Source organism: Streptomyces sp. S465 (assembly GCF_026898115.1).
Classification (GTDB): domain Bacteria; phylum Actinomycetota; class Actinomycetes; order Streptomycetales; family Streptomycetaceae; genus Streptomyces; species Streptomyces luomodiensis.
The window spans coordinates 3,688,050-3,713,950 of record NZ_CP114036.1; the positions used below are offsets into that span (position 1 = coordinate 3,688,050).

Below are 25,901 nucleotides of genomic sequence, written 5' to 3' on the forward strand. Positions count from 1 at the left end.
GCGCGCCCGACGTCGGCTGGACGCCGGCCAGACGTCGGCTAGTGGGCGTTGCGGGCGAGATCGAGCGCGTAGCGGGGCCACCACCGACCCGCGGTGGGACCGCCCTTGCAGGTGCCGTCCGACTCGCCCGGACGCTTGATCCACAGATAGGCGTCGACGCGCTTGTCCCCGGTGTCGGTGGTCGGCCTCTCGCCCAGCGCCCGGCCCTTCGGATTGCACCACGCCTGTGGGTCGTTCTTGCCGGGGGCCGGGCCATTGCCGTTACGGCTGGTGTCGATCACGAAGGGCTTGCCGCCGATCAGCGCGGACAGCCTCTTGCCGTACGCCCTGTTCGCCTGGGTCGTCTGGTAGTTGGAGGTGTTCAGCGCGAAGCCGTCGGCCTTACGGATACCGGCCCGCTTCAGCGGCTCGACCATCCGGCGCGGGTCCTTGATCCAGTGGGGGTTCCCGGCGTCCAGATAGACCGTGGTGTGCGGCAGCCCCTTGAGCTTGTCCACAGCGCTGGTCAGTAAGTCGTACCGCTCCTGGTGGAACCGCTTGGGCGTACAGCCGTCCACCACATGGGGCAGCGCGTCGGGCTCCAGGACCACGGTCGCCCGCCGGTCGCCGATCCCCCGGACCGCCTTGTCCAGCCATGCGCGATAGGCGCTGCCGTCGGCCGCGCCGCCCTTGGAGTACTGTCCGCAGTCGCGGTGCGGGATGTTGTAGAAGACCAGCAGCGCCTCCCGGTTCACCTGGTCCGCGGCCTCGGTGAAGCCCCGCGCCCGCCGCTCCGGGTCGGCCGCCCCGAGCCACTCCGCCACGGGCTGCTCCGCGATCTTCTGTACCAGCCTGGCCGCGCCCTTCGCCCCCTTCTTCCGATACGCCGCCACCTGCCGCGCCGCGCTGCCGCTCGGGTTCACCCAGTAGGGGATCGTCGCCTTGGGCCGCTGCTTCGCCTGCCCGGCGAGGGAGACGTGGCCGCCCTCGCGTTTCGAGGACCCGAAGCATCCGGAGACCGCCGCGAGCGACAGCACCACCCCGACGGCGGCGAGCGCGCGGGGGTGGGGATGGCGGCGGGGGCACACGGTGTCGTCCTAGTGCGCGTTACGGCTGCCGGCCGACACGCGGCGAGGGGAGCCCGTGGTGCCGGTCAGATAGGCCGAGACGACGACGTTCGCCGAGTACGTCTTGGTCGAGCGGTTGAACTTCCCGCCGCAGGTGATCAGCCGCAGCTCCGCACGGTCATGGGAGCGCGACCCGTACACCCGTCGCGCGTCGAACCGCTTCGCCGGCACGACCTCGACGTCCTCGACCGTGAACTCCGCCGTCGTACCGTCCGACCGCGCGACCCGCACCCGCTCCCCCCGCTTGAGGTCGCCCAGCCCGTGGAACACCGCCGGCTCGGACTTGGTGTCCACGTGGCCGACCAGCAGCGCCGTGCCCGGGGAGCCGGGCTCGGGTCCTGCGCGGTACCAGCCGACCGCGCCGGGGCGGCTGTACGGCGGGGGCTTCACCGCCCCGTCGCGGTCGAGGCCGCTGGCGACGACCGGGGCGCGGACCCCCGCCGCCTCGATCACCACCCGCTTGGGCCGGGCGGCCGCCAGCGGCGTATGCGCCGGGGGCAGCGGATGGGAGGGCGGCCGTCCGACCGCGGCCACGTCCCCCGTCGTCGGCGCCGGAACGCCTGCGCCCTCCGTGGTGTCCCGGCCCCACATCCACAGGCCGAGCAGCAGCACCGCCCAGGCCGTCCCCATGGCCAGCCGGCCGAGGCCGGCGAAGCGCCTTCCGTGCCCGTCCATGCCGGTCAGCCCGCGGTCCCGGAGGAGGGACGGCGTCGGCGGTGCACCGCCAGCCCGCCGACGGCCACGGCCGTACCGCCCGAGAGCGCCAGGCCGTACGCCTCCGCACCACCGATGTCGTCACGCGCCCGCTCCTGGGCACCGGGCGCGGTGCCGCCCCCGCCCGCGCGGACGGGCGCGACGGGCGAGGGCGGGCGTTCCACGGCGAGGGCCCGGCCGCAGTCCACGGTGACCCGGTGCGCCCCCCTGGCCGCCGTCGAGCGGATCGTCGCCTCGCTGAAGAGCGCGTCCCCCTCGGGGGTCAGCTCCGCGTCATCCACGAACACCGGTGACGAGGCCGTGGCCACCCGGTCCGGACAGCCGAAGGCCCAGACCTCGACCTCGGCGCCGGGGGCGAGGGCGCGCGGGCTGACCCGGATCGTGGTGGTGGCGGAGTGCCGGGCGTCGGCGAGGGCCGGAGCGGCGGCGGCCGTCACCGCCACGACGGCGGCGCACACTGCTGCGGTGCGGAGAGTGAGGGCGACGATGCGCATGGTGAGAACCTCCTGATACCACGAGGCTCACGCGCCCGGCAGGGGCCCGCATCCGCTGCGGGCCCCTGCTACGCCATACGGGGAGAACCCGTCCAGGTCACGCGATGCGTTCCACGAGGTCCGCGATGGAGTCGACGACCGTGGACGGGCGGTACGGGTACCGGTCCACGTCGTCCGCCTTGGTCACCCCGGTGAGCACCAGGAAGGTCTCCATACCGGCTTCGAGCCCCGCCCGCACGTCCGTGTCCATCCGGTCGCCGATCATCGCGCTGGTCTCGGAGTGGGCGCCGATGGCGTTCAGCCCTGATCGCATCATCAGCGGATTGGGCTTGCCGACGAAGTAGGGCTCCTGGCCGGTCGCCTTGGTGATCAGCGCGGCCACGGAGCCGGTGGCGGGCAGCGCGCCTTCCATGGAGGGGCCGATCTCATCGGGGTTGGTGGCGATGAACCGCGCACCGTTGTTGATCAGCCGGATGGCCTTGGTGAGCGCCTCGAAGCTGTACGTACGGGTCTCGCCGAGCACCACATAGTCGGGCTCGACATCCGTAAGGACGTAGCCGATGTCGTGCAGCGCGGTGGTCAGCCCGGCCTCCCCGATGACGTACGCGGTGCCGCCGGGGCGCTGCTCGGCCAGGAACTGGGCGCTCGCCAGCGCCGACGTCCAGATGTTGGCCACCGGGACGTCGAGCCCGATCCGGGCCAGCCGGGCGTGGAGGTCGCGCGGGGTGTAGATGGAGTTGTTGGTGAGCACGAGGAAGGGCAGGCCGGCTTCGCGCAGCCGCTTGATGAAGGCATCGGCACCGGGCACCGGTATGCCCTCATGCATCAGCACACCGTCCATGTCGGTGAGCCATGACTCGATCGGCTTGCGCTCTGTCACTGGTTGCTCTCCGCTCGGAATCGGCCTCTGACGACCACCTCAGCCTAACCGGGGAAGGGTCGGTGAGACCGGCCGCGTCCGGGAGCGCGGATACGTTCGCGAGCCGTTCGCCGGCCGTTCCAGCGGGGCCAGCGGTTGCCTCCGTTCCAGCGGTTGCCTCCGTTCCAGCGCGACAGATCCGCACAGGTGTCTGATCCTGAGGGAGGGGCGGATTCCGCCCTCCCTGGGATACCTGGCACGAGCCGGACCGTAAGGAGGCCGCGATGGGCATGATGGACAAGATCAAGGGCGCGATCAGCAAGAACCCGGACAAGACCCGGCGGGGCGCTCGTAAGGGAGCCGAGACCGCGGACAAGAGGACGGGCGGCAAGTACTCGGAGCAGATCCAAGGCGGCTCGGACAAGATCGACGACGAGCTGCGCCGCCGGGGCGAGGGGCCCCGGGGCCAGTAGCTCGGCGCTTCAGGCCCCCGCGCGCCGGGACTTCACGACGAGGACGGTGCCGCAGGTCACGAGCGCGGCGCTGATGACGCCGAGCCCCGCGAACAGGGCGGTGTGACGGCCCGTCGCGGCGAGCTCGGGCATCCGCTCCCGTTCGCGCTCGTGACCTCCGTCCTGCTCCGCTTCTTCGTCTGCTCCCTCCTCCTCCTGACGGCCTTCGGTGCCGGTGCCGGTCTCCGGGACGGTGCTGGGCTCGTCGGCTTGGGGCTCCTGTCCGGGGTCGGTCTCGGTGCCCGGGTCCAGGTCGGATTCGGCGCTGGGGTCGGTCTCCGTGCCCAGCTCCTCGCCTAGCTCCTCGGTGTCGGTGTCGGTGTCGGTGTCGAGGCCCTCTTCGTCGAGGTCGAGGTCGAGGTCGGTACCGGCGTCGGCATCGGTTTCGGTACCGGGGTCGGTTTCGGCATCGACGTCCGCACTGGCGTCCGCGTCGGTGTCCGCCTTCACCTCCGCTTCCGTCTCCGTCTCCGTGTCGGCGTTCACGTCCGTGTCGGCGTCCGCGTCGACCTCGGTGTCCGTCTCGGGCTCGGTCCCGGTGTCCGTCTTGGCGCTGGGCTCGGCGTCGATGTCGGCCTCCGTACCGACGTCGGCGCCCGCCCCCGTGTCGGCGCCCGCCTCCGTCTCGGCGTCGGCATCGCTGTCGGCACGGGGCGGCACTGCGGCCGGACGGCTCTCCTTATGGCTTGGGCTTGGGCTGGGGCTGGGGCTCTCCGTGCCGGTACTGGTGCCAGTGCTGGTACTCGCGCTCGGCGTCCGGCTCGGCGAAATGGACCGGGTCTTGCCGGGAGCCCGCGTCGGAGCGGCCGTAGGGGTCCTGGAAGGGGTGGCCGACCGCGCACCGGGCTGCGTTCCGGCATCCGCATCGGTGCCGGAGGCGGTAGCGGCCCCGGCGCCGACACCGGTGTCCGCCTCCGTATCGCCACCGGCGTCCGTACGCGCACCCGTCGTACCCGCACCCGCACCCGTGCCCACACCCGCACCCGCACCCGTCGTCGTCCCGGCGATACGGAAGTCGTAGTCGTTCGACTGCCCCACCCAGTCGCCGTCGTCCGCGCGCCGCTGTACGGCGATGGCGTTGGCCGTCACCGGCCCCTCGGGCGCGTCCGCGGTGAAACGCGTCCGCACCCGGACGTCGACGGTCTTGTGCGCGGGCACGGTGAAACCCTTGAAGTGGTCGTCGAAGACCCCGATGTTCTCATCCTCGTCGGTCGTCTGGAACGACACCGGCCGCCAGGTGGCGCCGCCGTCCGCGTACGGGTCGAGGAACTCGAAGTCGATATGGCGGGGCCGCAGTTCGCGGCCCTGGTCGATCAGGACCGCGATGGGGTGGATCGCGCGGCAGCCGGTGTCCGTGGCGTTGCGCAGTTCGAGGTGCCAGCCGTGCCAGTCGCCGCCGCGGGCGTACTGGTCCGGTCCGTCGCGCAGGCGGGCTTCGATCGGGAAGTCGGTGGTGTTCCGGTCCCCGCAGGTGGCGGGGAGGGGCGCGGCGGCGTACGCCGGAACCCCGTACAGGGCGGGGGCGCACGCGAGCGCGGCCGCCGGAAGGACGGCTCGTAGGGACAGTGCGGTGGGCAAGCGCATGAGTGACCTCTGCTGTGCTGCGGTTCATCCCCGAGCACTCCGCTACATTCCGCGTCCGCACTCCGACACACCGCACCAGGGCCGGATTGCCCCCGACTGGCCGTCCGGATCCCCCTCGATCAGCCCAGCGCGAACAGCGGTGCGAGCACCAGCCGGGCGGCGCCCTCGACAACGGCCCGCCCGCCCCGCTCCACGACGCCGACGGGCACCGTGGGACGGCTGGTGCGCGCGGAGTCCTCGGCGAGCATCGCGGCCACACCGCGTACGTAGGGGCCGGGGTCGGCCAGCACCACCCGGCCGCCCAGGAGCACCCGGTCGATGTCGAGCAGCCGTACCAGGTTGGCCGCGCCGACGCCGAGCAGCCGCGCGGCGCCCGTACGGTCGCCGCGTGCCACGGCGGCGAGGCACAGCGCCTCCAGACAGCCCCGGTTGCCGCAGTCGCAGGGCGGCCCGTCGAGCTGGATCACCTGGTGCCCGAACTCCCCCGCGTCGGTGCGCGCCCCCCGGTACACGCCGCCGCCGAGCACCAGCCCGGCGCCCAGGCCGGTGCCCAGATGGAGATACGCGGCCGACTCGGCGGTCTCGGCGGTCGTGAGCCCGAGCGCGGCGGCGTTGGTGTCCTTGTCCAGGACGACGGGCAGGGCGAGCCGCTCGGCGAGCGCGTCGCGCAGCGGGAAGCCGTCCCACTGGGGAAAGCCGGTCACGCGGTGCAGCACGCCTGAGCCGTGGTCGAGCGGGCCGGGTGCGGCGACACCGACGCCGAGCAGTCCGCCGTCCGCCCCGTCCCCGCCGCGAGCCGGCGCGGCGTCCGCGTCCGCGAGGAGCGACCTGACCTCGGCCGTGGCCGCCCCGACCGCCTGCTCCGCCCCCGCGCCGAAGTCGAAGGGCGCGGTGCGGGCGGCGACCGGTGTGCCCGCGAGGTCGACGAGGACCGCGGTCAGCTCGTCGCGGTCGAGGTGCAGCCCGATCGCATGGCGGGCGCCGGGGACCAGGCGGAGCGCGGTGGGCGGTTTGCCGCCGGTCGAGGCGCGCTGACCGGCCTCCGCCGCCAGGCCCTCCGCCCGCAGCCGCGCCGTGATCTTGCTGACGGCCTGGGGGGTGAGGCCGGTGCGGGCGGCCAGCTCCAGCCGGCTGACGCCGTCCTCGCCCGCGTCGCGCAGCAGGCGCAGGACGAGCGCGGCGTTATGGCTGCGCAGGGCGGACAGATTGGCTCCGGGCCCGGCCACCCCCGACATCGTGCTGTTCACCCACCCATTGTGGGCCTCGCTTGCGCTTCCGCAACACTGTTGTCAAAGTGGCCGCATGGATGCCAATGCCCTGGATGACAGCAGCACCTTCCGAGTGGGACTGATCGGCTACGGCCTGGCCGGATCCGTCTTCCACGCCCCCTTGATCGCGGCCACCGAGGGACTGGTCCTGGACACCGTCGTCACCTCCAGCCCGGAGCGGCAGCGGCAGGCCCGCGGCGAGTTCCCCGACGTCCGTCTCGCGGACTCCGCCGATGAGCTGTGGGGCCGGGCCGATGAGCTGGATCTGATCGTCATCGCGTCCCCGAACCGCACCCATGTCCCGCTCGCCCGCGCCGCCCTTCAGGCGGGGCTGCCGACCGTGGTGGACAAGCCGCTGGCCGCGACGGCCGCCGAGGCCGAGGAGCTGGCCGCGCTCGCCGAGGCCCGCGGGCTGCTGCTGAGCGTCTTCCAGAACCGCCGCTGGGACAACGACTTCCGCACCCTGGAGAAACTGCTCGCCGAGGGGGCGCTCGGCGAGGTGTGGCGCTTCGAGTCCCGCTTCGAGCGGTGGCGGCCGCGGCTCAAGGGCGGCTGGCGGGAGTCCGGCGACCCGGCCGAGGTCGGCGGGCTGCTGTACGACCTGGGCAGCCACCTGGTCGACCAGGCGCTCACCCTCTTCGGCCCCGCCGAATCCGTCTACGCCGAGGTCGATGTGCGCCGCCCCGGGGCACAGACCGACGACGACACCTTCATCGCCCTCACCCACGCCGGCGGGGTCCGCTCCCACCTGTGGATGAGCGCGACCACCGCCCAGCTCGGCCCGCGCTTCCGGGTGCTGGGCAGCCGGGCGGGCTATGTGAAGTACGGCCTCGACCCGCAGGAGGCCGCCCTGCGCGAGGGGCTGCGCCCCGCCGCGCGCCCCGCCGTCCCGTCCGCCCCGTCCGCCGAATGGGGCACCGAGCCGGAGAGCGCCTGGGGCCGGCTGGGAGCGGGCGAGTCCCCGCTGACCAGCGGCGGGACCCCGGTGCCCACCCTCCGGGGCGACTACCCCGCGTACTACGCCGCCGTCGCCGCCGCCCTCCGCGACGGCACCCCGCCGCCGGTCACCGCCGCCGAGGCCGCGGCCGCCCTGCACGTACTGGAGGCGGCCCGGGTGTCGGCCGCGGAGCGCCGTACGGTCCGGATCGAGGTCCCGGCATGAGCGAGCACACCGAGCACACCGAGCTGATCGCCCGCCTGGAGGAGCAGGAGCGCCGGCTGCGCCTGCCCCGCTTCGACAACGACGACGCCTGGCGTCTGGGCTGCCTCGTCGCCGACCTGGCCCAGGAGCGCGGCGCCGCCGTCACGATCGGCATCCACCGCGCCGGTCAGCGCCTCTTCCACCGTGCCCTGCCGGGCACCTCCCCCGACAACGACGCCTGGCTGGAGCGCAAGTTCCGGGTCGTGGAGCGCTACGGGGCCGCCTCCTACCTCGTCGGCACCCGCTTCCGCGCCAAGGGCACCACCTTCGAGGAGTCCTCCCGCCTCGACCCCGACCGCTACGCCGCGCACGGCGGCGCCTTCCCCCTCCATGTGACGGGCACGGGCGTCATCGGCGCGGTCGGGGTCTCGGGACTGCCGCAGGCCGAGGACCACGCGCTGGTGGTGGAGGCGCTGGAGCGCTATCTGACGACGGCCTGACCCCGAGCCGGTCGAGGGCGGCCCCGGCGGGACCGCCCTCGACCGCTCACCAGTCCACTGGTCGGGCGCCCCGTCGGACGTCCCGTCGGGCGCCCCGTCAGGCGTCCTTGAGCTCCTGCCGCTGGCGGCCCAGGCCGTCGATCTCGAGCTCGACGACATCGCCGGCCCGGAGGTACGGCTTGGGCTCGGGGCGGCCCATGGCCACGCCCGCCGGGGTGCCGGTGTTGATGACATCGCCGGGGTAGAGGGTCATGAACTGGCTGAGGTAGCGCACCACCCGGGCCACCCCGAAGATCTGGTCCGCGGTGCTGCCGTCCTGCTTCAGCTCGCCGTTGACCCACAGGCGCAGCCCCAGGGCCTGCGGGTCGGGGACCTCGTCGGCGGTGACCAGCCAGGGGCCCAGGGGGTTGAACGTCTCGCAGTTCTTGCCCTTGTCCCACTGGCCGCCGCGCTCGATCTGGAAGGCGCGCTCGGAGACGTCGTGGGCGACCGCGTAGCCCGCGACCGCGTCGAGGGCGGCCTCGTCGGAGTCGAGGTAGCGGGCGGTGCGGCCGATGACGACGGCGAGTTCGACCTCCCAGTCGGTCTTCACGCTGCCGCGCGGGACGAGGACCGTGTCATCGGGGCCGACGACCGTGTCCGGGGCCTTCATGAAGATGATGGGCTCTTCGGGAACGTCGGCGCCGGTTTCGGTGGCGTGGTCGTGGTAGTTCAGCCCTATGCACACGATCTTGCCGATACGGCCGAGCGGCGGACCGATCCGCACCCCGCCGTCCTCGATCGCCGGCAACGCGTCGCCACCCTCGGCGGCCGCCGCCTCGCGCAGCCGCGCGAGAGCGGCCTCATCGGCGAGGAGAGCGCCGTCGATGTCCGTGACCAGGGCGGACAGATCGCGCAGGATGCCGTCCTGGTCGAGCAGCGCGGGGCGTTCCGCGCCCACCGGTCCGACACGCAGCAGTTTCATCCCAAGACTCCCGAGGTCGCAGGCCGGTGCGAGACGCCTACCGGCTGCTCGATCCTCCCGTCAGGGATGTCCAGCCCGCAAGACCTCGTTCACCCACTGGGACGTCGGGGAGGAGGCGGTGTCGGGCGATGCCCTAACCCCGGTGCAGCAGGGCCCGTTCCACCGCCGTCCAGGTCGTACTGGTCGCCAGATACAGCGCCGCCGCCAGCGGAACCACGGCGGCGGTGACGAGGGTGCCGAACGACAACAGCGGCAGCACTCGGGCCACCCCGGGCGCCCCCGGGACGGTCGCCTTACGGGCACGCAGATACGTCCAGGTCGCCACGGCCGCGATCAGCGCGAAGAGCCCCAGGTAAACCAGACCCGTCCCGCCGCCGAGCGCCCCGTCCCACCGGCCGCCGAGCGGGGCCCCGGCGAGGGTGTGGTCCAGCAGGTCTCCGGCGCCGCCGCCGGTGGAGAACGCGTGGTACATGACGAAGAAGACCGGGAGCTGGACGAGGGTCGGCAGACAGCCCGCCAGCGGTGACGCCCCTTCCTTCGCCCGCAGCTCCACCATGGCGCGCCGCATCCGCTCCGGGTCGCCCTTGTGCTTGCGGCCCAGCTCCGCGATCTTCGGCGCGAGCGCGGCCCGCGCCTTCTCACCGCGCACCGCGGCACGGGCCAGGGGATGCAATGCGGCGCGGACGCACAGCGTGAACAGGACGATGGCGGCCGCCGCCGCGGACGCGCCGAAGAGCGGGTCGAGGCCGTTCGCCATGGTGGTCAGCAGGGTGCCGAGGGGGGAGAAGAGAGAGGAGAAAAGGGACATGGGAGCCCTCCGCGGGTCTCGTCGTGCCGGAGTTCCGGAATGCCGGGGTTCCGGAGTGAGGAAGTCATCGGCGTGACGGACCGCGTGGCGTGGCGTTACGGATGTACCCGGGTACGCCCGAGGGGCACGCGGGGATACGCGTGTGTCGGGTACGGGTGTGTCGGGTACGGGTGCGCGCTACGCGGCCGTCGGCAGACGACGACCCGGCGCTCGTGGCCGCGGACGTCCCGAGGCGTCGGGATCGCGCTGGGGCAGGAACGCGGTACGGCGCTCCCGGTCCCGTATCGCGGTGCGAACGCGCCCCGCGGGGGCGGGTATTCGACCGCGGGAGGCGAGGACCGCGCAGGTCAGCAGGGCCGTGGCGACGGCGGCTGTGGTCGCGACGGTGGCGGCGAGGGCGACGGCGCTCACCATCCCGCTCTCGGCCAGCAGAACCGCGGTCAGCAGGAACAGGCAGACGCCCAGATGCATCCGCAGCACTTCGAGTCGATGCGTCATCTTCGCGTCCCCTCCCCTCCGGCCGGTCTCCCCTCCTGGCGCCGCCAGTCTAATCGGCCCCACCGACAGAGTGTTCGGAACCGGCGGCGGTCCGGGGCTCGGCCGTTTTCAGGCGGGCCCAGACCACCAGGCGGTAGCGGGAGGTGAATTCGGGCGTGCAGGTCGTCAGCGTGAGGTAGTAGCCCGGTTCGGTGTAGCGGTAGCGCGGGTGGGCGGAGCTGTAGGGCACCGGGGCGATCACCGTGCCGTCGGTGGGTGAGGTGCGCGGCAGGGTGCGCTCGACGGCGTAGGTGTACCGGGCGTCGGCGGTGTCGACGCGTACCGTGTCGCCCGGACGCATCTCGTCCAGCCGGCGGAAGGGTTCGCCGTGCGTATTGCGGTGGCCCGCCAGGGCGACGTTGCCCGCCTGGCCCGGCTGGGCGGTGTGCGGATAGTGGCCCACGTAGCCCTTGTTGAGCACCGCCGCCCGGCTGGTGCCCTCGGCGATGGGCACCGTAAGGCCGATGCGCGGAATCCGGAGCACGGCGTATGCCTGGTCCCGGCGCGGGCTCTGGCTCCCGCCCCCGCCCCCGGTCGTCCGGTCGCCGTCTCCCTGGGTGCCGTCGGAGGAGTCGGACGTGCGGGAGTGCGTCGCCCCCGGCGTCGGGGCGGACTCGGCGGGCTCGTTCTCCCACTGCCGCTCCAGCACCGCCACCTCGTGCCGTGCGTCCGCCCTCGCCTGCCGGTTGGTCCACCACAGCTGGTGGACGCAGAAGAGCAGCACCACGACCCCGAGGGTGACGGCGAGCTCACCGGCCGTCCACAGCCCCCGGGCGAGCACGGCACGCCCTCGACGACGTCGCACGCGGGCACGATAGGCCAGGCCGCGCGCACCTGCCAGAGCCACGCCACGAGGACCTCCCGGAGCCGCGCCACGAGGACCCGCCAGAGGCCCGCAACCGCGCACACCCGCTCAGCCGCACCGCGCGCACCCGCCGGAGCCACACCGCACGCACTCGCCAGCAGCCACACCGTGGCTGTCCGCTATGCGCCCAGCGCCCGCGAGACCGTATAGATCGCCAGCCCGGCCAGGGCGCCCACCACCGTGCCGTTGATCCGGATGAACTGGAGATCCCTTCCGATATGCGCCTCGATCTTCCGCGAGGTGTGCTCCGCGTCCCAGCCCGCCACCGTCTCGGTGATCAGCGAGGTGATCTCGTCCCGATACGTCGTCACCACATAGACGGCGGCATCCTCGAGCCAGCCGTCGACCTTCCCCCGCAGCCGCCGGTCCGTCACCATCCGCCCGCCCAGCGACAGAATCGCCGCCCGCGCCCGCAGCCGCAGCTCGCTGCGCTCGTCCTCGGCCGCCGCTACGATCATCGACCGGACCGAGGCCCAGGTGGAGGCGATGAGGTCCTGGACGTCACCGCGCCCCAGCACCTCGCTCTTGAGCCGTTCCACCCGCGCCCGGGTGTCGGTGTCGGACTGGAGGTCCCCGGCGAAGTCGGTGAGAAAGCGGTCCAGGGCGCCGCGCGCCGGATGGGCGGGCATATCGCGCATCTCGGTCACAAACCGCAGCAGTTCCTTGTAGACGCGCTCACCGACCTTGCGGTCCACGAACCGGGGCGTCCAGCCGGGGGCGCCGCCGGCCACCGCCTGCATCACCGAGTCGTTGTGCTCCACCAGCCAGTCGTGGGCGCGCAGGCACACCAGGTCCACGGCGCGGTGGTGGCCGCCCTCCGCGACCACCCGCTCCAGCAGCTTGCCCAGGCCCGGTGCGATCTCCTGGGTGTCCGCCCGGCGGGTGATGGCCTCGCCCACCACCGCCTGCACATCGGAGTCGCGCAGCACCGTGAGCGCCCCGCGCAGCGCGGTGGCCAGTTCGGCCGTCACCCGGTCGGCATGCTCGGGCTCGGCCAGCCAGGCGCCGAGCCGGCTGCCGATGCCCACCGAGCGCAGTCGCATCCGTACGACGTCGCCGGACAGGAAGTTCTCCCCGACGAACTCCCCGAGGCTCACCCCGAGCTGGTCCTTCTTGGTCGGGATGATCGCCGTATGCGGAATGGGCAGCCCCATGGGCCGCCGGAACAGCGCGGTGACCGCGAACCAGTCGGCCAGGGCGCCCACCATGCCCGCCTCGGCGGCCGCCGCGACATACCCGGCCCAGCCGCCGGCACCGGCGGACCGCGCCCAGGTGGCGAGCACGTACACCAGTGCGACACCGAGCAGCATGCCGGTGGCGAGCGCCTTCATCCGGCGCACCCCGCGCCGCCGCTCCGCGTCGAGGGGGTCGTCCGCGGCGAACGGCACGGCCCCGCCGCCCCGGGGCGGCGGGGCCGCCGTCTCACCAGTCGTTCTCCGCTCCATACGCTCCACCCGGTCGAGCCGTTCCCCCATGCATTGTCTCTTTCCGGTCTCAGTCGCCCATGTGTGGAACGAACGGTGAGTTCCCGTCGTCTGTCTGGGGTAGCGACCCAGCACACTGGGGGCAGGCCGACAGGCGGAGCCGGGTCCCGCCATGGGATCATGAGAGACCGACCGGACCGCATCGGCACCGCCGGATGAACTCGCCGTTACCGTCCACTTCCGGAGCCTCGGGCTCCGTCTGCCCGAGGAGACAGACCGCCCATGAGCGTGCCCCCTATGCCCAGACGCACGGGGTATGCCGTGCTCGCTGCGCTGGCGGCAGTTGTGGTCCTCGTCTCCACCGCGATATTCATCGGGCTCCGCGGTGACCAGGGCGGTACGGACTCCCACGCGCAGGGGGCCCGCGGCTCGGCCGCCCCGGCCTCGGCCGGCTCCTGGGTGGGCTCCTGGTCCACCTCGGCCGCGGCCGCCGAGCCGAGGACGCTGCGCGGTCTGTCGGGCCTGTCGATACGGAACGTGGTGCACACCAGCATCGGCGGCAGCAGCGCCCGCATCCAGCTCTCCAACTTCTACAGCAGCCGTCCGCTGACGATCACGCATGCCTCGCTGGCGCTGGCCGCCGCGCCCAGCAACCCCACCGCGGCGGCCGGCACCATGCGCCGCCTCACGTTCGACAACCGCACCTGGGTGACCATCCCGCCGGGGAAGGCCGTCACCAGCGACCCGGCGCGGCTCAACGTCCCGGAGGCGGCCGATCTGCTGGTCACCACCTACAGCCCGCAGGCGTCCGGCTCGGTCACCTACCACCCGCACGCCCGCCAGACGTCGTACCTGGCGCACGGCGACCGCACGGAGGACACGGCGGGCGCCGCCTACACCGAGCAGAGCCCGTACTGGCGCTATCTGACCGGTGTGGACGTGTGGTCGAAGGAGGCCGAGGGCGCGGTCGCGGTGCTGGGCGACTCGATCACCGACGGCATCACCTCCACCGCCGGGGCCAACCACCGGTGGACCGACTTCCTCGCCGAGCGGCTGCGCAGCGAGCCCGGAGCGCCTCGCTTCGGCGTGCTCAACCAGGGCATCAGCGGCAACCGCGTGCTGAGCGACGGCACCCAGTTCCCGCCCAACAACCCCAGCGGACTGTCCCGTTTCGACCGCGATGTCCTGACCCGTACGGGCGTCAAGGCCGTGATCATCGAGCTGGGCGTCAACGACATACTGCGCATTCCCCACCAGACCGACCCCGACCGGATCGTCTGGGGCCTGAAGCGGCTGACCGAGCAGGCGCACGCCCGGGGCCTGCGGGTCATCGGAGCCACCCTGACGCCCTTCTACGGGCACCGCGGCTACACGCCCCAGCTGGACGCCGTGCGCGCGCAGGTCAACGCGCAGATCCGGGCCGGGAGGGTCTTCGACGAGGTCGTGGACTTCGACAAGGCCCTGCGCGACCCGATCAGCCCGCTGCGGCTGCGCCCGACGTACGACTCCGGCGACCATCTGCACCCGAGCGACAAGGGCTACCGGGCGATGGCGCGGGCCCTGGACCTGGACGACCTGCGGGGCCGTACGGCGGCCGAGCTCTGAGGCGGCCCAGGGGCCGGCCCCTGGACCCCCGGCCACCTGGGCATCCCCTGGTCTCACCCGCGGTCGTCCCTAGCTTCACCCCTGGTCGTCCCGGATGTCCTTCTCCAGGGACAGCCGGCGCGCCTCGCGGTCCTCGCGGCGCGTCTCGCGCTCCTCGCGCCGTGCGCCCCGCAGTTCCCGGCGCTCGGCGCGCAGCAACTCCCGGCGCTCGGCCTTGAGCCGGCGCCGCTCCTGCTTGAGCCGCTTGTGCTCCTCCTTGCGCAGCTTCCGCTCGACGCTGACCCCGCCGAAGACCGCCAGGCCGGTGACGGTCACCCGCGGGCCGGTGGGGTCCCCGTCGGCCGACCCGGTGTGGTCGAAACCCCCCATGAGGCCGATACCGCCGACATGCGTGTCCAGGTCCGGCGGGACGATGATCTGCACCCCGCCCATGAGGGCGAAGCAGCGGATCACCACCTCGCGGTCCTCGAACCGGGCCTCGCGCAGATCGATCTCGCCGCCGCCCATGAGGGCGATGGCGGTGAAGGCGCGCGGGGCGGTCCAGGTGCCCTTGCGCTGGAAGCCGCCCATGATCGCCACGGCCCACTTGGAGGTCGGGGCGCCGCCGATCCGCCCGGCCCAGCCGCCGCGGACGGCGGGGCCCGCGGCCTCCGCGGACAGCGGGGCGGGGACGGCGGTGCCGGGCACCGGGAGGTCCCGCACCAGCGGCTCCAGCTGGCCATGGGTGCGCGCCGCGTAGGCCGCGCCCAGCCGCTCCTCGAACTCCTCCATGTCCAGGCGGCCTTCGGCGACGGCTTCCCGGAGGATCTCGGCGATCCGCTCGCGCTCGGCGTCGGAGGCCCGCATTCCGGCCGGGTCCGGGAGGTCGGGGCTCGTCCCCTGGGAAGAACCAGCGCTCGTCATACGGACAGACTAATGGCGGGCCCCCGCCCTGGCCCGCCTTACGCCCCGTGCAGCATCCGCGCGATGACGTCCTCGATCTCGGGCTCGCGCACCGAGAGGTCGACCAGCGGATAGCCGTCGGCGACCGCCGCGACGATGGGCGCCGCGCTGCTGCTCGCCGGGAACGCCAGCCACTGCCGGGGCCCTTCGACCCGCACCGTGCGGGAGCCGGGGATCTCGATGGGCGGCAGCTCCCGCTCCAGGTCGACCACGAGCGTGCGTTCGCTCTCCCCCACCGCGTGCAGCCCGTCGAGCCCGCCGTCGTAGACCAGCCGGCCGTGGTCGATGACCATCACCCGCTTGCACAGCAGCTCGATATCGGTCAGATCATGGGTGGTGAGCAGCACGGTGGTGCCCTGCTCGGCGTTCACATCCCGCAGGAACTCCCGCACCTTCGCCTTGCTGACCACATCGAGTCCGATGGTCGGCTCATCGAGGTAGAGCACCTCCGGGTCGTGCAGCAGGGCGGCCGCGATATCGCCGCGCATCCGCTGGCCGAGGGAGAGCTGACGCACCGGCACGTCCAACAGCGAGCCCAGGTTGAGCAGTTCCACACAGCGGTCCAGGTTCTCGCGGTAGCGGTGGTCCGGAATCCGGTACATCCGCCGCACCAGCGCGTACGAATCGCGCAGCGGCAGGTCCCACCACAGGGTGGTCCGCTGCCCGAAGACCACCCCGATCCGGCGGGCGAGCCTCGTCCGGTCCCTGGAGGGGTCGATTCCGGCGACCCGCAGCCGCCCGCCGCTGGGCACCAGGATGCCGGTCAGCATCTTGATGGTGGTGGACTTCCCGGCGCCGTTGGGACCGATGTAGCCCACCATCTCGCCGCGCGGCACCCGGAAGCTGATGCCGTCCACGGCGCGCACCTCACGGCGCTCCCGGCGCACCAGCCCGACTCTGCGCCGCACCTGGAACACCTTCTCGACGCCGTCGAGCTCGATCAGGTCGTCCATCGGATCGCCCATCGAGTCGTCCATCGAGTCGTCCATCGGATCGTCCACGGCACTCTCTTCACGGCGCTTACTTCCCCTCAGCTTCCCGTGCTCTGATACGCCCGCAGCCCCGCCCGCCAGGCCAGCCCCGCCACCGCACAGCAGGCGCACGCGACCAGCGGTGCCGCGAAGCCGATCCAGCCCGGCAGCCCCAGCGGGTTGGGCCGGCCCAGGATGTGCAGTGCCGGCAGCCAGTTGACGAAGGCCAGCGGGACGACGAAGGTGACGCCGCGCAGCAGCTCCTTGCCGAAGACCGTCGGCGGGTACTCCAGCAGCGTGGTCCCGCCGAAGGTGAACGCGTTCTGCACCTCGGAGGCGTCCTTGGCCCAGAACTGGAAGGCGCCGCCGAGCACGAACAGCGCCCCGAAGATGGCGCCCCCGCTCAGCAGCGCCACCGGCATCAGCAGCGCCCGGTCCACCGTCCAGTCGATGTCCAGCCGGCTCAGCGACCAGCCGAGCACCAGCACCCCCTGGGTGATCCGGCCCAGCCGGCGCAGCGCGAAGCGGTCGGCGGCCACCTGGGCGAGGATCGGCACCGGCCGCACCAGCAGGGTGTCCATCGTGCCGTCGCGCACCCGGCTGCCCAGCCGGCCCATGGTGCCCAGCGTGAGATCGGCGAGGCCGAAGGCGACGCTGGTGGTCCCGTAGAGGAAGGCGACCTCATCAAGGGTGAAGCCGCCCAGCTCACCGATGTGGGTGAACATCAGCGCGATCGCGACGAAGTCCAGCCCGGTCGCGAGGAGGTTCCCCAGCGTCATGATCAGGAACGAGGTGCGGTACGCCATCGTGGAGCGCACCCACATCCCGACGATCAGGGTGTAGGCCCGCAGCCCCTGGTGCACGGCGGACTCAGCCACCCTGGACCACCACCTTCCGGGTCGCCGCCGACTGGAGCGCCCGCCCGGCCGCCAGCAGCGCCACCGCCCACCCCGCCTGGAAGACGAACGCCCGCAGCAGCCCCGGCCCCCGGTGCTCCTCCAGGAAGACGTCCGCGGGCACCTGGAGCATCGCCGCCCAGGGCAGCGCGCGGGCGATCTCGCCCAGCTGTCCGGGGAAGACGTTGAGCGGCAGGATCATCCCGGAGAAGAACAGGCACAGCAGCCCGCTCAGCATCGACAGTCCCGTCCCGTCGAGCAGCCAGAAGGCGGCGAGCGACACCAGATAGCGCACCGCGAAGCCGACGCACACCGCGAGCACCACGGCCAGCAGGAACCACAGCCAGGTCAGGGGCGAGGCGGGCAGACGCAGTTCGAAGACCAGCGCGCCGACGGCCATCGGCACCACGCCCCGCCCCAGCAGCTGGAACAGCGCCCGGCCGAGCTCGGTGGCCAGCCACCACAGTTGGAGGTCGACCGGACGGTAGAGGTCCACGGCGATGTCACCGGACCGGATGCGCTCCTGGAGCTCCTCCTGGAAGCCGCCGCCCATCAGCGCGACGGCCGCCAGCAGCGCCTGGCCGAGCCAGACGAAGGTCAGGGCCTGGGCGAGGTCGTAGCCGCCCAGGTGCGGCCGCTCGTCCCACAGCGCGGTGTAGGTGTAGGCGAGAATGAAGCCGAAAACGGTGTTGGTGAAGACCCCGGCCACCGTGGCGACCCGATACGTCGCGTAGCGTTTGAAGCCGCTGACCGCGACGGCCGCGTACAGCCGCATCCGCCCGTCCCTCCCTCCCCGACCACACCGGCCGACTGGCGCCAAAAGCCGGAGCCTAGTGGGGTGGCGGGAGAGACGGCCAGGCATTATTCACCGGATGGTGTGAGCGGAATCATCTGTCCGGCCGGTCACAGACCAGTCACGGGTGCGCGCCACGTCCCCGGCCCGGAACGGATGATGCGACAGTGTTTTATCGGGCGTACGACGCGAATCGCCCGACCGTGCACAATCCTGCCGCCGCGCAACCCTCGACGGCGGCCGAGGAGTCTCAGGAGACATGAGCGACGAGCCACAGCTGATCGACGGTGGCGCGGCCGGAACGGGCGACCGACCCGGCGCCGGCGACGGCAACCACGACACGCCGCACCGCGCGGACGGCCTCCCGGCCGGCAAACCGGCCAAGGGCAGAAAGAACCGTCCCCAGCGCACCGGCTGGCGCCGTCTGCTGCCCACCTGGCGCATGGTCCTCGGGGGCCTCACCCTGATCATCCTGCTGGTCGCGGGCGGACTCGTCACCGGCTACCTGCTCGTCGAAATCCCCGCGGCCAACAAGGCCGCCATCGCCCAGAGCAACGTCTTCCTGTACTCCGACGGCTCCCAGCTGGCCCGCGAGGGCAAGGTCAACCGGGAGAAGGTCCAGCTCAGCCAGGTGCCCAAGCGGACCCAGCACGCGGTGCTGGCGGCCGAGGACCGGGACTTCTACTCGGAGTCGGCCATCAACCCCGAGGCCATGCTCCGGGCCGCCTGGAACACCGTCACCGGCAAGGGCAAGCAGTCCGGCTCCACCATCACCCAGCAGTACGTGAAGAACTACTACCTGGACCAGGAACAGACGGTCACCCGCAAGGTCAAGGAGTTCTTCATCGCGATCAAGCTGGACCGCGAGGTGAGCAAGGACGAGATCCTCGAGGGCTACCTCAACACCAGCTACTTCGGGCGCAACGCCTACGGCATCCAGGCCGCCGCCCAGGCGTACTACGGCAAGGACATCGGCGAGCTCGACACCGCCCAGAGCGCCTATCTCGCGACCCTGCTGAACGCCCCCAGCGCCTACGACGTCGTCGCCCACCCGCAGAACAAGGGACGGGCCGTGGCCCGCTGGAACTACGTCCTGGACGGCATGGTCAAGAAGGGCTGGCTGAGCCGGGCCGAGCGGCAGAAGATGACCTTCCCCACGCCGTCGGAGGCCAAGGTCGCCTCGGGCATGTCCGGCCAGCGCGGCTATCTCGTCGAGGCCGTCGAGGACTACCTCACCAGCAACGGGATCATCGACGAGCAGACCCTGGCGCGCGGCGGCTACCGCATCACCACCACGATCGACAAGAAGCGGCAGGACGCCTTCGTGGCGGCCGTGCGCGACCGGCTGATGAGCAAGCTCAGCTCGGGCCGCGAGGTCGACCAGTACGTCCGCGCGGGCGGCGCCTCGATCGACCCGAAGACCGGGAAGGTGGTCGCCCTCTACGGCGGGATCGACTACACCAAGCAGTTCGTCAACAACGCGACCCGCCGTGACTACCAGGTGGGATCCACGTTCAAGCCATTCGTCTTCACCTCGGCGGTGCGCTACGGGTCCACCACCCAGGACGGCCAGACGATCACCGCGGACACGCTCTACAACGGCGACAACAAACGCGAGGTCATCGGCTCGGGCGGGCCCACCGGCTACGCCCCCGCCAACGAGGACGACGTCGACTACGGCGACATCGACGTCACCACGGCCACCGACAACTCGGTGAACTCGGTGTACGCGCAGATGGCCGAGGACGTCGGCGCGGACAAGGTCAAGCAGACCGCCATCGACCTGGGCGTCCCCAAGGACACCCCCGATCTGCACGCCTCCCCCTCCATCGCGCTCGGCCCCGCCACCGCGAGCGTGCTGGACATGACCGAGGCGTATGCGACCCTCGCCAACCACGGCAAGCACGGCAACTACAGCCTGGTCTCGAAGATCACCAAGGACGGTGCGCGGATAGCGCTCCCGGAGCGGGAGGAACGACAGGCCGTCCCGCGCGCCGCCGCCGACGCCACCACCGCGATACTGCAGAGCGTGGTCGACGGCGGCACCGGCACCGCGGAGGAGGACAAGGCCGCCTGGTTCGCGGGCTACACCCCGGACCTGGCGACCGTGGTCGCGGTGATGGGCCAGGACTCCACCACGGGCGTCCAGAAGTCCCTGTACGGGGCCACGGGCCTGGAGCGGATCAACGGCGGCGGCTACCCCGCCGAGATCTGGGCGCAGTACACGGCGGGCGCGCTGGACGGCCGGCCGCCGACCGACTTCGACCTTCGGCTGGAGGACGGCTCCGACTCCGCCGGCGGCCCCGAGAACACCCCGCAGTCCCCGGGCGCGCCGCCCCCGGTGGTCACCACGCCCCCGCCCGGCGTCCCGACGGACCCCACGCCCCCCACGACGCCGACCTACGAACCACCGGACCTGCCGACGTCGGATCCGACGATCGACCCGCCGACGGACTTCCCCACCGACGGGCCGTCGACCGAGCCAGGACCGGGCGACCCCGGCGGGCCCGGTGACCCGGGCGGCGACCCGGGCGGGCCGGGGGACCCGGTGGACGGCTGAGACAGCGGCAGAGGGTGGTGACGGAGCCCGTCACCACCCTCTGTCGCACCCGCGGCCTTCGCTCCTCAGAGGGAGCGCCCCGCTCCTCAGAGGGAGAGCCTCAGAGATAGAGCCCCGTGGAGTCCTCGGCCCCTTCCAGCCGCTCGGCGGCCACCGCGTGCAGATCGCGCTCCCGCATCAGGACGTAGGCGACCCCGCGGACCTCGACCTCGGCCCGGTCCTCCGGGTCGTAGAGCACCCGGTCACCGGGCTCCACGGTCCGTACGTTCTGCCCGACCGCGACCACCTCGGCCCAGGCCAGCCGCCTGCCGACCGCCGCGGTGGCGGGGATAACGATGCCGCCGGACGACCGGCGCTCGCCCTCCGGGATATCGGTGCGGACCAGCACACGGTCGTGCAGCATCCGGATGGGCAGCTTGTCATGGGTCGTGTTCGCACTCACGCCATGACCGTACCTGGCCGGACGGCGCGATGACGCCTCAGGGCGCCACCCCGGCCGTCTCACGCGGGGCGCGGACCCCACCGCTCCCCCACGACCGGCCCGTCCTTACGACCGGCCCGCCGGACGACCACCCCGTCCCAGGAGGACCGACCCGTCCTTACGACCGGCACCGCTTGCACCGCGAGGACCGGGAGGCCCTGGACGACCGGGAGGACCGCGCCGAGAGCGCGACCAGCCCCACCAGCCCCGCCACGACGAGCGCGACCGGCACGATCCGCTCCATCCGGGGCTCGCCCTCCTCCGACACCAACTGGCTCCGCACGCTGGTGACCACTCGGTTCGCGGACACGTACGCCCGCCCGGCGGTCCGGTCCACAGCCGACGCCGCCTTCGCCTTCGCGTCCCCGATGATCGTCTTCGGGTGCACCCGCACCCCGATCTCGTCGAGCGTCACGGCGAGCTGCTGCCGCCTGCGGGCGATGTCCGCCTCGATCTGCGCAGGGGTCCTGGCATCCGACACCGCGCTGCCTCCGTCAGTCTCGATGATTCGTGATGGACAGTCTGTCAGCTCCCCCTCTTCCCCGCCCCACGGCACCCCCGGACGGGAAGCTGGCTAATGTCGGGGACGTACCGCCCGATGCCACGAGGAGCACCAGACCATGAGCGAGCGACTGCAGCCCGGCGACACCGCCCCCGCCTTCACCCTCCCCGACGCGGACGGCAAGCAGGTCTCGCTCGCCGACCACGCCGGCCGCAAGGTGATCGTCTACTTCTACCCCGCCGCCCTCACCCCCGGCTGCACCAAGCAGGCGTGCGACTTCACCGACAACCTCGAACTCCTCTCCGGTCACGGCTACGACGTCATCGGCATCTCCCCCGACAAGCCGGAGAAGCTCGCCACGTTCCGCGACCAGGAGGACCTGAAGGTCACCCTGCTCGCCGACCCCGCCAAGGAGACCCTGGAGGCATACGGCGCCTTCGGCGAGAAGAAGCTCTACGGCAAGACGGTCACGGGCGTGATCCGCTCCACCGTGATCGTCGACGAGCAGGGCAAGGTCGAGCGCGCCCTGTACAACGTGAAGGCCACCGGCCACGTAGCCAAGATCATCAAGGACCTGGGCCTCTGACCCCGGCGTTCCCCCGAGGGTCCCGCACCACGCCGGTGCGGGACCTTTCTCATGTCGTGCGTGACCCCCCGGCACCTCGTTCGTTACTCAGTGCGATCGCACGACATGTGATCGCACGGGGAGGGGAGGGCAATGCCCGCGAGTTACACCTATGAGCTGCTCGTCGCAACCGCTCGCAGCGCGAAGACCATCGACGAAGCCATACGACGCTGCGGTGGCGAGCCCACCGCCGGCAGCAGGAGTTACCTCCGGCGCAAGCTGGCCGAAGCGGGCATCGACGCCTCTCACCTCCGCATGGAGCGGGTGCGGCACACCGAAACGAGACTCAGGGAGGTCGCCGCCCGCTCCAGTAGTGTGGCCGAGGTGGTTCGTCGCCTGGGAATCAGCCCCGTAGGCGGCAATCAGGCTCATATCGGAAGGCGCCTGGCGGCCTTCGGAATCGACACCTCACACTTTTCACCTCAGTCCACTCGGCAGCCCAAGAGGCCGACCCGCAACCGCCTGATTCTGGGGTCACCTTCGGACGGGAGAACTCCCGGCGAGCGGCTGCGCAGAGAGCTCATTGGTCGTGGCCTTCCGGAGAGATGCGCGATGTGTGGCGTCGGCCCGGAGTGGAACGGCAAGCCGCTGCGCCACGAAATCGACCACGTCAACGGAGACTGGTGGGACAACCGCATGGAAAATCTGCGGCTGCTGTGCCCCAATTGCCATGCGGTGACCGACACATTCCGTGGCCGCAGACGACAGGGCACGGCGTGAATCGGCGCGCCAGGTACAGCCAGGAGGTGCTGGCCCGAAGCGCCGCCCAGTCCCGCAGCCTCGTCGACATGATGCGTAGGCTCGGCGCTCCTCTGGGCAGTGCAACTCGACGCTATCTGCGCAACCGCCTCAGCCATTACGGCATCGACACCTCCCACTTCGCCGAGGAACCATTACCTGGGCGGCCACGGATGTCCTATTCGAGGGAACGCCTCGAAGAAGCCGCCGCACGCAGTCACAGTGTCCAGGAGATGCTCGCGTTCATGGGCGTCCCTCCCTACGACAGCGCCTACAGCCATCTGAGGAAGAAGCTGGAACAGTTCGGCATCGACACCGCGCATTTCACCGGCAGACGGGGCACAGCCCCGGAGAGGCTGCTCCCCCGAGCCGCGTTGACGCGGGCCGTCTCGGACTCGTACAGCGTGGCGGAGGTGCTGCGCCTTCTGGACATACCCGTGGGCGGCGCAGGACGTTCGCTGGTACGGAGGAGTGTCGCCGCGTATGGGATCTCCACCGCTCACTTCACCGGCCGAGGGCACCAACGCGGTCGTGCCTCTCCCCAGCGCAAGTCGGCGTCGATGATTCTTCAGCGGCTTGATCCCGGTAGTACCCGCACGAAGACCTCAGTATTGAGGCGGGCCCTCGATGAGAGCGGTGTGCCCCAGGTCTGCGACGGGTGCGGCACAGGCGACAGCTGGCAGGGCAGACGACTCGTTCTGGAGATCGACCACATCAATGGAGACCGGTTGGACAACCGCATCGGTAATCTGCGGTATCTCTGCCCGTCCTGTCACAGTCAGACAAAGAACTTCTCCGGCCGAGGACGGCCGGGCACCACCACATGGCGTTAAGGAATCGACACACAGTACAGTTGCGCTCGCGGGCCCGTACCCCAGCTGGCTAGAGGGCGCCGGTTTAGGTCCGGTGTGTCGTGGGTTCGAGTCCCACCGGGCCCATCGCGGAAGGCGCGGCACCACGCGGGTGCCGCGCCTTCGTTGCTCATCCCAGAAGTTCGCGCACGATCGGGGCGATGGCGCGGAACGCCTTGCCGCGGTGGCTGATGGCGTTCTTCTCGTCGGGGGTCAGTTCGGCGCAGGTGCGGGTCTCGCCGTGGGGCTGGAGGACGGGGTCGTAGCCGAAGCCGCCGCCGCCCACGGGCTCACGGCGGAGGGTGCCGGTGAGCCGGCCGGAGACCACGCGTTCGGTGCCGTCGGGGAGGGCGAGGGCGGCGGCGCATTCGAAGTGGGCGCCGCGGTGTTCGTCGGGGACGTCGGCGAGCTGGGCGAGCAGCAGGTCGAGGTTGGCGCGGTCGTTGCCGTGGCCGCCCGACCAGCGGGCCGAGAAGATGCCGGGGGCGCCGCCGAGGACGTCCACGCAGAGGCCGGAGTCGTCGGCGATCGCGGGGTGGCCGGTGGCCCGCGCCAGGGCGTGGGCCTTGAGGAGGGCGTTCTCCGCGAAGGTCACGCCGGTCTCCTTGACGTCCGGGACCTCCGGATAGGCGTCGGCGCCGACGAGTTCGACGTCGAGGCCGGACTCGCCCAGGATGGCGCGCAGTTCGGTGATCTTGTAGACGTTGCGGGTCGCGAGGACCAGGCGGCGGGGGTGCGGGGGATGTCCCTCAGTGTGTTGCTGCATAGCTCTCGATTATCGAGGGGAGGCCGGGGCGGGCGGGCGCCGGCGGTCAGGGCGAGCAGACGTCGGTCAGCTCGCCCGCCGCGTCCCTGACCGGGGTCAGATCGGGCTGCTCACCGCTGTCGATGGACTTCTGGACGTTGTCCACGGCCTTCTGGAGGCTGTCGACGGCCTTGCCGACGTCCGCGTTGTCGGTGCGGTCGCCGGCCTTGTCGATGTCCTTGTCGAGGGCGTCCAGGACCTTGTCGGCGTCCTCCGGGTTGTCGGCGGCGCCGCTCAGGGCGTCCTGGAGGTCGTCCACGTCGTTGGATATCTCGACCGCGAGCTGGGCGCAGTCGAGGGCCTTCTCCACGGCGCCGCAGCCGGCGGTGACCGGCACCGCGAGCGCGACGGCGGCGAAAGCGGTGACGGCGGTGGTGCGGCGGTGACGGTTGCGCGGCGCCATGGCGTGGGTCCTCCCCGTGAACAGCCGGAACGGTGCTGGTACCTGACTAAACGCCAGGCGCCGGGCGACGGTTGCCCGGCGCCGCCGTTCTCACGCGTCGCCGGCCAGCGCCGCGCGCTGGATACCGGCCAGGGCGTCGCAACCCGCCACGGCGAGGTCCAGCAGCCCGTTCAGCTCGTCGCGGGCGAAGGGCTCGCCCTCCGCGGTGCCCTGCACCTCCACGAAGCGCCCGTCGCCGGTGCAGACCACGTTCATGTCGGTCTCGGCGCGCACGTCCTCCTCGTAGCAGAGGTCGAGCAGGGGGACGCCGCCGACGATGCCGACGCTGACGGCGGAGACGGTGCCGGTCAGCGGCTGCCGGGTGGCCTTGATGAGCTTCTTCTCGCGGGCCCAGCCGATGGCGTCGGCCAGGGCCACATAGGCGCCGGTGATGGCGGCGGTGCGGGTGCCGCCGTCGGCCTGGAGGACATCGCAGTCGAGGACGATGGTGTTCTCGCCGAGCGCCTTGTAGTCGATCACGGCGCGCAGCGAGCGGCCGATGAGGCGGGAGATCTCATGCGTACGGCCGCCGATCTTGCCGCGGACGGACTCGCGGTCGCCTCGGGTGTTGGTGGAGCGCGGCAGCATCGCGTACTCCGCGGTGACCCAGCCCTCGCCGCTGCCCTTGCGCCAGCGCGGCACACCCTCGGTGACGCTCGCGGTGCACAGGACCCGCGTATCGCCGAAGGAGACGAGGACGGAGCCCTCGGCGTGCTTGCTCCATCCACGCTCGATGGTCACGGGGCGGAGCTGGTCAGGGGTGCGGCCGTCGATACGAGACATGGGACGAGCCTATCGGCATCGCCAAGGGCCCCGGTCCGCGTCCGGTTCGGGTACGGCACGGGGCCGGCCCGAGTACGGCGCGGGTACGGCGGCACGGCCGCGGACCGCGTCCGGCGCGCGATACGGTCCGC

At 71.9% G+C, this 25,901-nt stretch carries 28 protein-coding genes and 1 tRNA gene; 9 read left to right on the forward strand and 20 right to left on the reverse strand.

Annotation, left to right across the window (positions count from 1 at the left end):
* Positions 1–38: 38 nt before the first annotated feature.
* From N6H00_RS15515 to N6H00_RS15530, 4 genes are all read right to left on the reverse strand, one after another.
* Entirely contained in the window at positions 39–1,067 is a 1,029-nt protein-coding gene (locus N6H00_RS15515) for a glycoside hydrolase family 6 protein (RefSeq protein ID WP_268972281.1), read from the reverse strand.
* A gap of 9 nt (positions 1,068–1,076) precedes the next feature.
* Positions 1,077–1,781: a class F sortase gene (locus tag N6H00_RS15520; RefSeq protein ID WP_268972283.1), complete on the reverse strand. Its 705-nt coding sequence runs from the start codon at positions 1,779–1,781 to the stop codon at positions 1,077–1,079.
* Positions 1,782–1,786: 5 nt separating this feature from the next.
* Positions 1,787–2,314 carry a hypothetical protein gene (locus N6H00_RS15525; protein ID WP_268972284.1) on the reverse strand — a complete coding sequence of 176 codons (528 nt, stop codon included), beginning with the start codon at positions 2,312–2,314 and terminating at the stop codon, positions 1,787–1,789.
* Between the two features lie 97 nt (positions 2,315–2,411).
* Positions 2,412–3,194 carry an HAD-IIA family hydrolase gene (locus N6H00_RS15530; protein ID WP_268972285.1) on the reverse strand — a complete coding sequence of 261 codons (783 nt, stop codon included), beginning with the start codon at positions 3,192–3,194 and terminating at the stop codon, positions 2,412–2,414.
* 263 nt (positions 3,195–3,457) lie between these two features.
* Between N6H00_RS15530 and N6H00_RS15535 the strand changes: the two genes are divergently transcribed.
* Positions 3,458–3,646 carry an antitoxin gene (locus tag N6H00_RS15535; protein ID WP_268972286.1) on the forward strand — a complete coding sequence of 63 codons (189 nt, stop codon included), beginning with the start codon at positions 3,458–3,460 and terminating at the stop codon, positions 3,644–3,646.
* Between the two features lie 9 nt (positions 3,647–3,655).
* On the opposite strand, the gene N6H00_RS15540 is transcribed toward N6H00_RS15535, so the two are convergent.
* Complete coding sequence (locus N6H00_RS15540) at positions 3,656–5,269, reverse strand: hypothetical protein (protein WP_268972287.1); 1,614 nt, start codon at positions 5,267–5,269, stop codon at positions 3,656–3,658.
* Positions 5,270–5,388: 119 nt separating this feature from the next.
* A complete protein-coding gene (locus N6H00_RS15545; protein ID WP_268976982.1) occupies positions 5,389–6,504 on the reverse strand; it encodes an ROK family transcriptional regulator in 1,116 nt (371 codons plus the stop codon).
* 67 nt (positions 6,505–6,571) lie between these two features.
* On the opposite strand from N6H00_RS15545, the gene N6H00_RS15550 reads away from it, so the two are divergent.
* Both N6H00_RS15550 and N6H00_RS15555 read left to right on the forward strand, forming a co-directional pair.
* A complete protein-coding gene (locus N6H00_RS15550) occupies positions 6,572–7,699 on the forward strand; it encodes a Gfo/Idh/MocA family protein (RefSeq protein ID WP_268972288.1) in 1,128 nt (375 codons plus the stop codon).
* Positions 7,696–8,178 (forward strand): heme-degrading domain-containing protein, encoded by a 483-nt coding sequence (locus N6H00_RS15555; protein ID WP_268972290.1) that lies wholly within the window; start codon positions 7,696–7,698, stop codon positions 8,176–8,178. Before N6H00_RS15550 ends, N6H00_RS15555 begins: the two co-directional genes overlap by 4 nt.
* 97 nt (positions 8,179–8,275) lie before the next feature.
* On the opposite strand, the gene N6H00_RS15560 is transcribed toward N6H00_RS15555, so the two are convergent.
* The 5 genes from N6H00_RS15560 to N6H00_RS15580 all read right to left on the reverse strand — a co-directional run bounded on the left by N6H00_RS15560 (position 8,276) and on the right by N6H00_RS15580 (position 12,827).
* A complete protein-coding gene (locus N6H00_RS15560) occupies positions 8,276–9,142 on the reverse strand; it encodes a fumarylacetoacetate hydrolase family protein (protein WP_268972292.1) in 867 nt (288 codons plus the stop codon).
* 133 nt (positions 9,143–9,275) lie between these two features.
* Entirely contained in the window at positions 9,276–9,950 is a 675-nt protein-coding gene (locus tag N6H00_RS15565; protein ID WP_268972294.1) for a YidC/Oxa1 family membrane protein insertase, read from the reverse strand.
* 177 nt (positions 9,951–10,127) lie between these two features.
* On the reverse strand, positions 10,128–10,448 hold the full coding sequence (locus N6H00_RS15570) for a DUF6412 domain-containing protein (protein WP_268972295.1): 321 nt from the start codon (positions 10,446–10,448) through the stop codon (positions 10,128–10,130).
* 49 nt (positions 10,449–10,497) lie between these two features.
* Positions 10,498–11,292 carry a class E sortase gene (locus N6H00_RS15575; RefSeq protein ID WP_268972296.1) on the reverse strand — a complete coding sequence of 265 codons (795 nt, stop codon included), beginning with the start codon at positions 11,290–11,292 and terminating at the stop codon, positions 10,498–10,500.
* Between the two features lie 179 nt (positions 11,293–11,471).
* The gene (locus N6H00_RS15580) at positions 11,472–12,827 is read right to left on the reverse strand and encodes a DUF445 domain-containing protein (RefSeq protein ID WP_268972297.1); all 1,356 of its coding nucleotides are present in this window, start codon (positions 12,825–12,827) and stop codon (positions 11,472–11,474) included.
* Positions 12,828–13,058: 231 nt separating this feature from the next.
* On the opposite strand from N6H00_RS15580, the gene N6H00_RS15585 reads away from it, so the two are divergent.
* On the forward strand, positions 13,059–14,381 hold the full coding sequence (locus N6H00_RS15585; RefSeq protein WP_268972298.1) for an SGNH/GDSL hydrolase family protein: 1,323 nt from the start codon (positions 13,059–13,061) through the stop codon (positions 14,379–14,381).
* Positions 14,382–14,456: 75 nt separating this feature from the next.
* On the opposite strand, the gene N6H00_RS15590 is transcribed toward N6H00_RS15585, so the two are convergent.
* The 4 genes from N6H00_RS15590 to N6H00_RS15605 form a co-directional block, all read right to left on the reverse strand.
* Positions 14,457–15,284, reverse strand: a complete 828-nt coding sequence (locus N6H00_RS15590) for a DUF1707 SHOCT-like domain-containing protein (protein WP_268972299.1) — start codon at positions 15,282–15,284, stop codon at positions 14,457–14,459.
* Positions 15,285–15,322: 38 nt separating this feature from the next.
* Positions 15,323–16,276: an ABC transporter ATP-binding protein gene (locus N6H00_RS15595; RefSeq protein WP_268976983.1), complete on the reverse strand. Its 954-nt coding sequence runs from the start codon at positions 16,274–16,276 to the stop codon at positions 15,323–15,325.
* 77 nt (positions 16,277–16,353) lie between these two features.
* Positions 16,354–17,118: an ABC transporter permease gene (locus N6H00_RS15600; protein WP_329618685.1), complete on the reverse strand. Its 765-nt coding sequence runs from the start codon at positions 17,116–17,118 to the stop codon at positions 16,354–16,356.
* Positions 17,119–17,164: 46 nt separating this feature from the next.
* Positions 17,165–17,965, reverse strand: a complete 801-nt coding sequence (locus tag N6H00_RS15605) for an ABC transporter permease (protein ID WP_268972301.1) — start codon at positions 17,963–17,965, stop codon at positions 17,165–17,167.
* Positions 17,966–18,242: 277 nt separating this feature from the next.
* On the opposite strand from N6H00_RS15605, the gene N6H00_RS15610 reads away from it, so the two are divergent.
* On the forward strand, positions 18,243–20,543 hold the full coding sequence (locus tag N6H00_RS15610) for a transglycosylase domain-containing protein (protein ID WP_268972302.1): 2,301 nt from the start codon (positions 18,243–18,245) through the stop codon (positions 20,541–20,543).
* Between the two features lie 100 nt (positions 20,544–20,643).
* Here the strand turns inward: N6H00_RS15610 and N6H00_RS15615 are convergent, their stop codons facing one another.
* The gene (locus N6H00_RS15615) at positions 20,644–20,946 is read right to left on the reverse strand and encodes a GroES family chaperonin (RefSeq protein WP_051886695.1); all 303 of its coding nucleotides are present in this window, start codon (positions 20,944–20,946) and stop codon (positions 20,644–20,646) included.
* Positions 20,947–21,142: 196 nt separating this feature from the next.
* Positions 21,143–21,505 (reverse strand): DUF3618 domain-containing protein, encoded by a 363-nt coding sequence (locus N6H00_RS15620; RefSeq protein ID WP_268972303.1) that lies wholly within the window; start codon positions 21,503–21,505, stop codon positions 21,143–21,145.
* A gap of 139 nt (positions 21,506–21,644) precedes the next feature.
* Here N6H00_RS15620 and bcp point away from each other — a divergent pair, with 139 nt between their 5' ends.
* The 4 genes from bcp to N6H00_RS15640 all read left to right on the forward strand — a co-directional run bounded on the left by bcp (position 21,645) and on the right by N6H00_RS15640 (position 23,827).
* Positions 21,645–22,112: a thioredoxin-dependent thiol peroxidase gene (gene bcp, locus N6H00_RS15625; protein ID WP_268972304.1), complete on the forward strand. Its 468-nt coding sequence runs from the start codon at positions 21,645–21,647 to the stop codon at positions 22,110–22,112.
* Between the two features lie 132 nt (positions 22,113–22,244).
* A complete protein-coding gene (locus N6H00_RS15630) occupies positions 22,245–22,871 on the forward strand; it encodes an HNH endonuclease signature motif containing protein (protein ID WP_268972305.1) in 627 nt (208 codons plus the stop codon).
* Positions 22,868–23,722, forward strand: coding sequence for an HNH endonuclease signature motif containing protein (locus tag N6H00_RS15635; RefSeq protein ID WP_443072960.1), 855 nt, complete (start codon positions 22,868–22,870; stop codon positions 23,720–23,722). Before N6H00_RS15630 ends, N6H00_RS15635 begins: the two co-directional genes overlap by 4 nt.
* 30 nt (positions 23,723–23,752) lie before the next feature.
* Positions 23,753–23,827 (forward strand) — tRNA-Leu (locus tag N6H00_RS15640).
* Between the two features lie 43 nt (positions 23,828–23,870).
* On the opposite strand, the gene rdgB is transcribed toward N6H00_RS15640, so the two are convergent.
* From rdgB to rph, 3 genes are all read right to left on the reverse strand, one after another.
* The gene (gene rdgB / locus N6H00_RS15645) at positions 23,871–24,506 is read right to left on the reverse strand and encodes an RdgB/HAM1 family non-canonical purine NTP pyrophosphatase (RefSeq protein ID WP_268972306.1); all 636 of its coding nucleotides are present in this window, start codon (positions 24,504–24,506) and stop codon (positions 23,871–23,873) included.
* Between the two features lie 46 nt (positions 24,507–24,552).
* The gene (locus N6H00_RS15650) at positions 24,553–24,948 is read right to left on the reverse strand and encodes a hypothetical protein (RefSeq protein ID WP_268972307.1); all 396 of its coding nucleotides are present in this window, start codon (positions 24,946–24,948) and stop codon (positions 24,553–24,555) included.
* Between the two features lie 90 nt (positions 24,949–25,038).
* A complete protein-coding gene (rph, locus tag N6H00_RS15655; protein WP_268972308.1) occupies positions 25,039–25,770 on the reverse strand; it encodes a ribonuclease PH in 732 nt (243 codons plus the stop codon).
* Between the last annotated feature and the right edge of the window lie 131 nt (positions 25,771–25,901).

Coding starts and splice junctions, on each gene's coding strand:
- N6H00_RS15545 (WP_268976982.1), bottom strand. CDS start 6,504: ATGTCGGGGGTGGCCGGGCCCGGAGCCAATCTGTCCGCCCTGCGCAGC.
- N6H00_RS15570 (WP_268972295.1), bottom strand. CDS start 10,448: ATGACGCATCGACTCGAAGTGCTGCGGATGCATCTGGGCGTCTGCCTG.
- N6H00_RS15525 (WP_268972284.1), bottom strand. CDS start 2,314: ATGCGCATCGTCGCCCTCACTCTCCGCACCGCAGCAGTGTGCGCCGCC.
- N6H00_RS15650 (WP_268972307.1), bottom strand. CDS start 24,948: ATGGCGCCGCGCAACCGTCACCGCCGCACCACCGCCGTCACCGCTTTC.
- N6H00_RS15610 (WP_268972302.1), top strand. CDS start 18,243: ATGAGCGACGAGCCACAGCTGATCGACGGTGGCGCGGCCGGAACGGGC.
- N6H00_RS15520 (WP_268972283.1), bottom strand. CDS start 1,781: ATGGACGGGCACGGAAGGCGCTTCGCCGGCCTCGGCCGGCTGGCCATG.
- N6H00_RS15595 (WP_268976983.1), bottom strand. CDS start 16,276: ATGGACGACCTGATCGAGCTCGACGGCGTCGAGAAGGTGTTCCAGGTG.
- rph (WP_268972308.1), bottom strand. CDS start 25,770: ATGTCTCGTATCGACGGCCGCACCCCTGACCAGCTCCGCCCCGTGACC.
- N6H00_RS15540 (WP_268972287.1), bottom strand. CDS start 5,269: ATGCGCTTGCCCACCGCACTGTCCCTACGAGCCGTCCTTCCGGCGGCC.
- rdgB (WP_268972306.1), bottom strand. CDS start 24,506: ATGCAGCAACACACTGAGGGACATCCCCCGCACCCCCGCCGCCTGGTC.
- N6H00_RS15630 (WP_268972305.1), top strand. CDS start 22,245: ATGCCCGCGAGTTACACCTATGAGCTGCTCGTCGCAACCGCTCGCAGC.
- N6H00_RS15565 (WP_268972294.1), bottom strand. CDS start 9,950: ATGTCCCTTTTCTCCTCTCTCTTCTCCCCCCTCGGCACCCTGCTGACC.
- N6H00_RS15580 (WP_268972297.1), bottom strand. CDS start 12,827: ATGGGGGAACGGCTCGACCGGGTGGAGCGTATGGAGCGGAGAACGACT.
- N6H00_RS15560 (WP_268972292.1), bottom strand. CDS start 9,142: ATGAAACTGCTGCGTGTCGGACCGGTGGGCGCGGAACGCCCCGCGCTG.
- N6H00_RS15590 (WP_268972299.1), bottom strand. CDS start 15,284: ATGACGAGCGCTGGTTCTTCCCAGGGGACGAGCCCCGACCTCCCGGAC.
- N6H00_RS15555 (WP_268972290.1), top strand. CDS start 7,696: ATGAGCGAGCACACCGAGCACACCGAGCTGATCGCCCGCCTGGAGGAG.
- N6H00_RS15585 (WP_268972298.1), top strand. CDS start 13,059: ATGAGCGTGCCCCCTATGCCCAGACGCACGGGGTATGCCGTGCTCGCT.
- N6H00_RS15600 (WP_329618685.1), bottom strand. CDS start 17,118: ATGTGGGTGCGCTCCACGATGGCGTACCGCACCTCGTTCCTGATCATG.
- N6H00_RS15615 (WP_051886695.1), bottom strand. CDS start 20,946: ATGCTGCACGACCGTGTGCTGGTCCGCACCGATATCCCGGAGGGCGAG.
- bcp (WP_268972304.1), top strand. CDS start 21,645: ATGAGCGAGCGACTGCAGCCCGGCGACACCGCCCCCGCCTTCACCCTC.
- N6H00_RS15605 (WP_268972301.1), bottom strand. CDS start 17,965: ATGCGGCTGTACGCGGCCGTCGCGGTCAGCGGCTTCAAACGCTACGCG.
- N6H00_RS15550 (WP_268972288.1), top strand. CDS start 6,572: ATGGATGCCAATGCCCTGGATGACAGCAGCACCTTCCGAGTGGGACTG.
- N6H00_RS15535 (WP_268972286.1), top strand. CDS start 3,458: ATGGGCATGATGGACAAGATCAAGGGCGCGATCAGCAAGAACCCGGAC.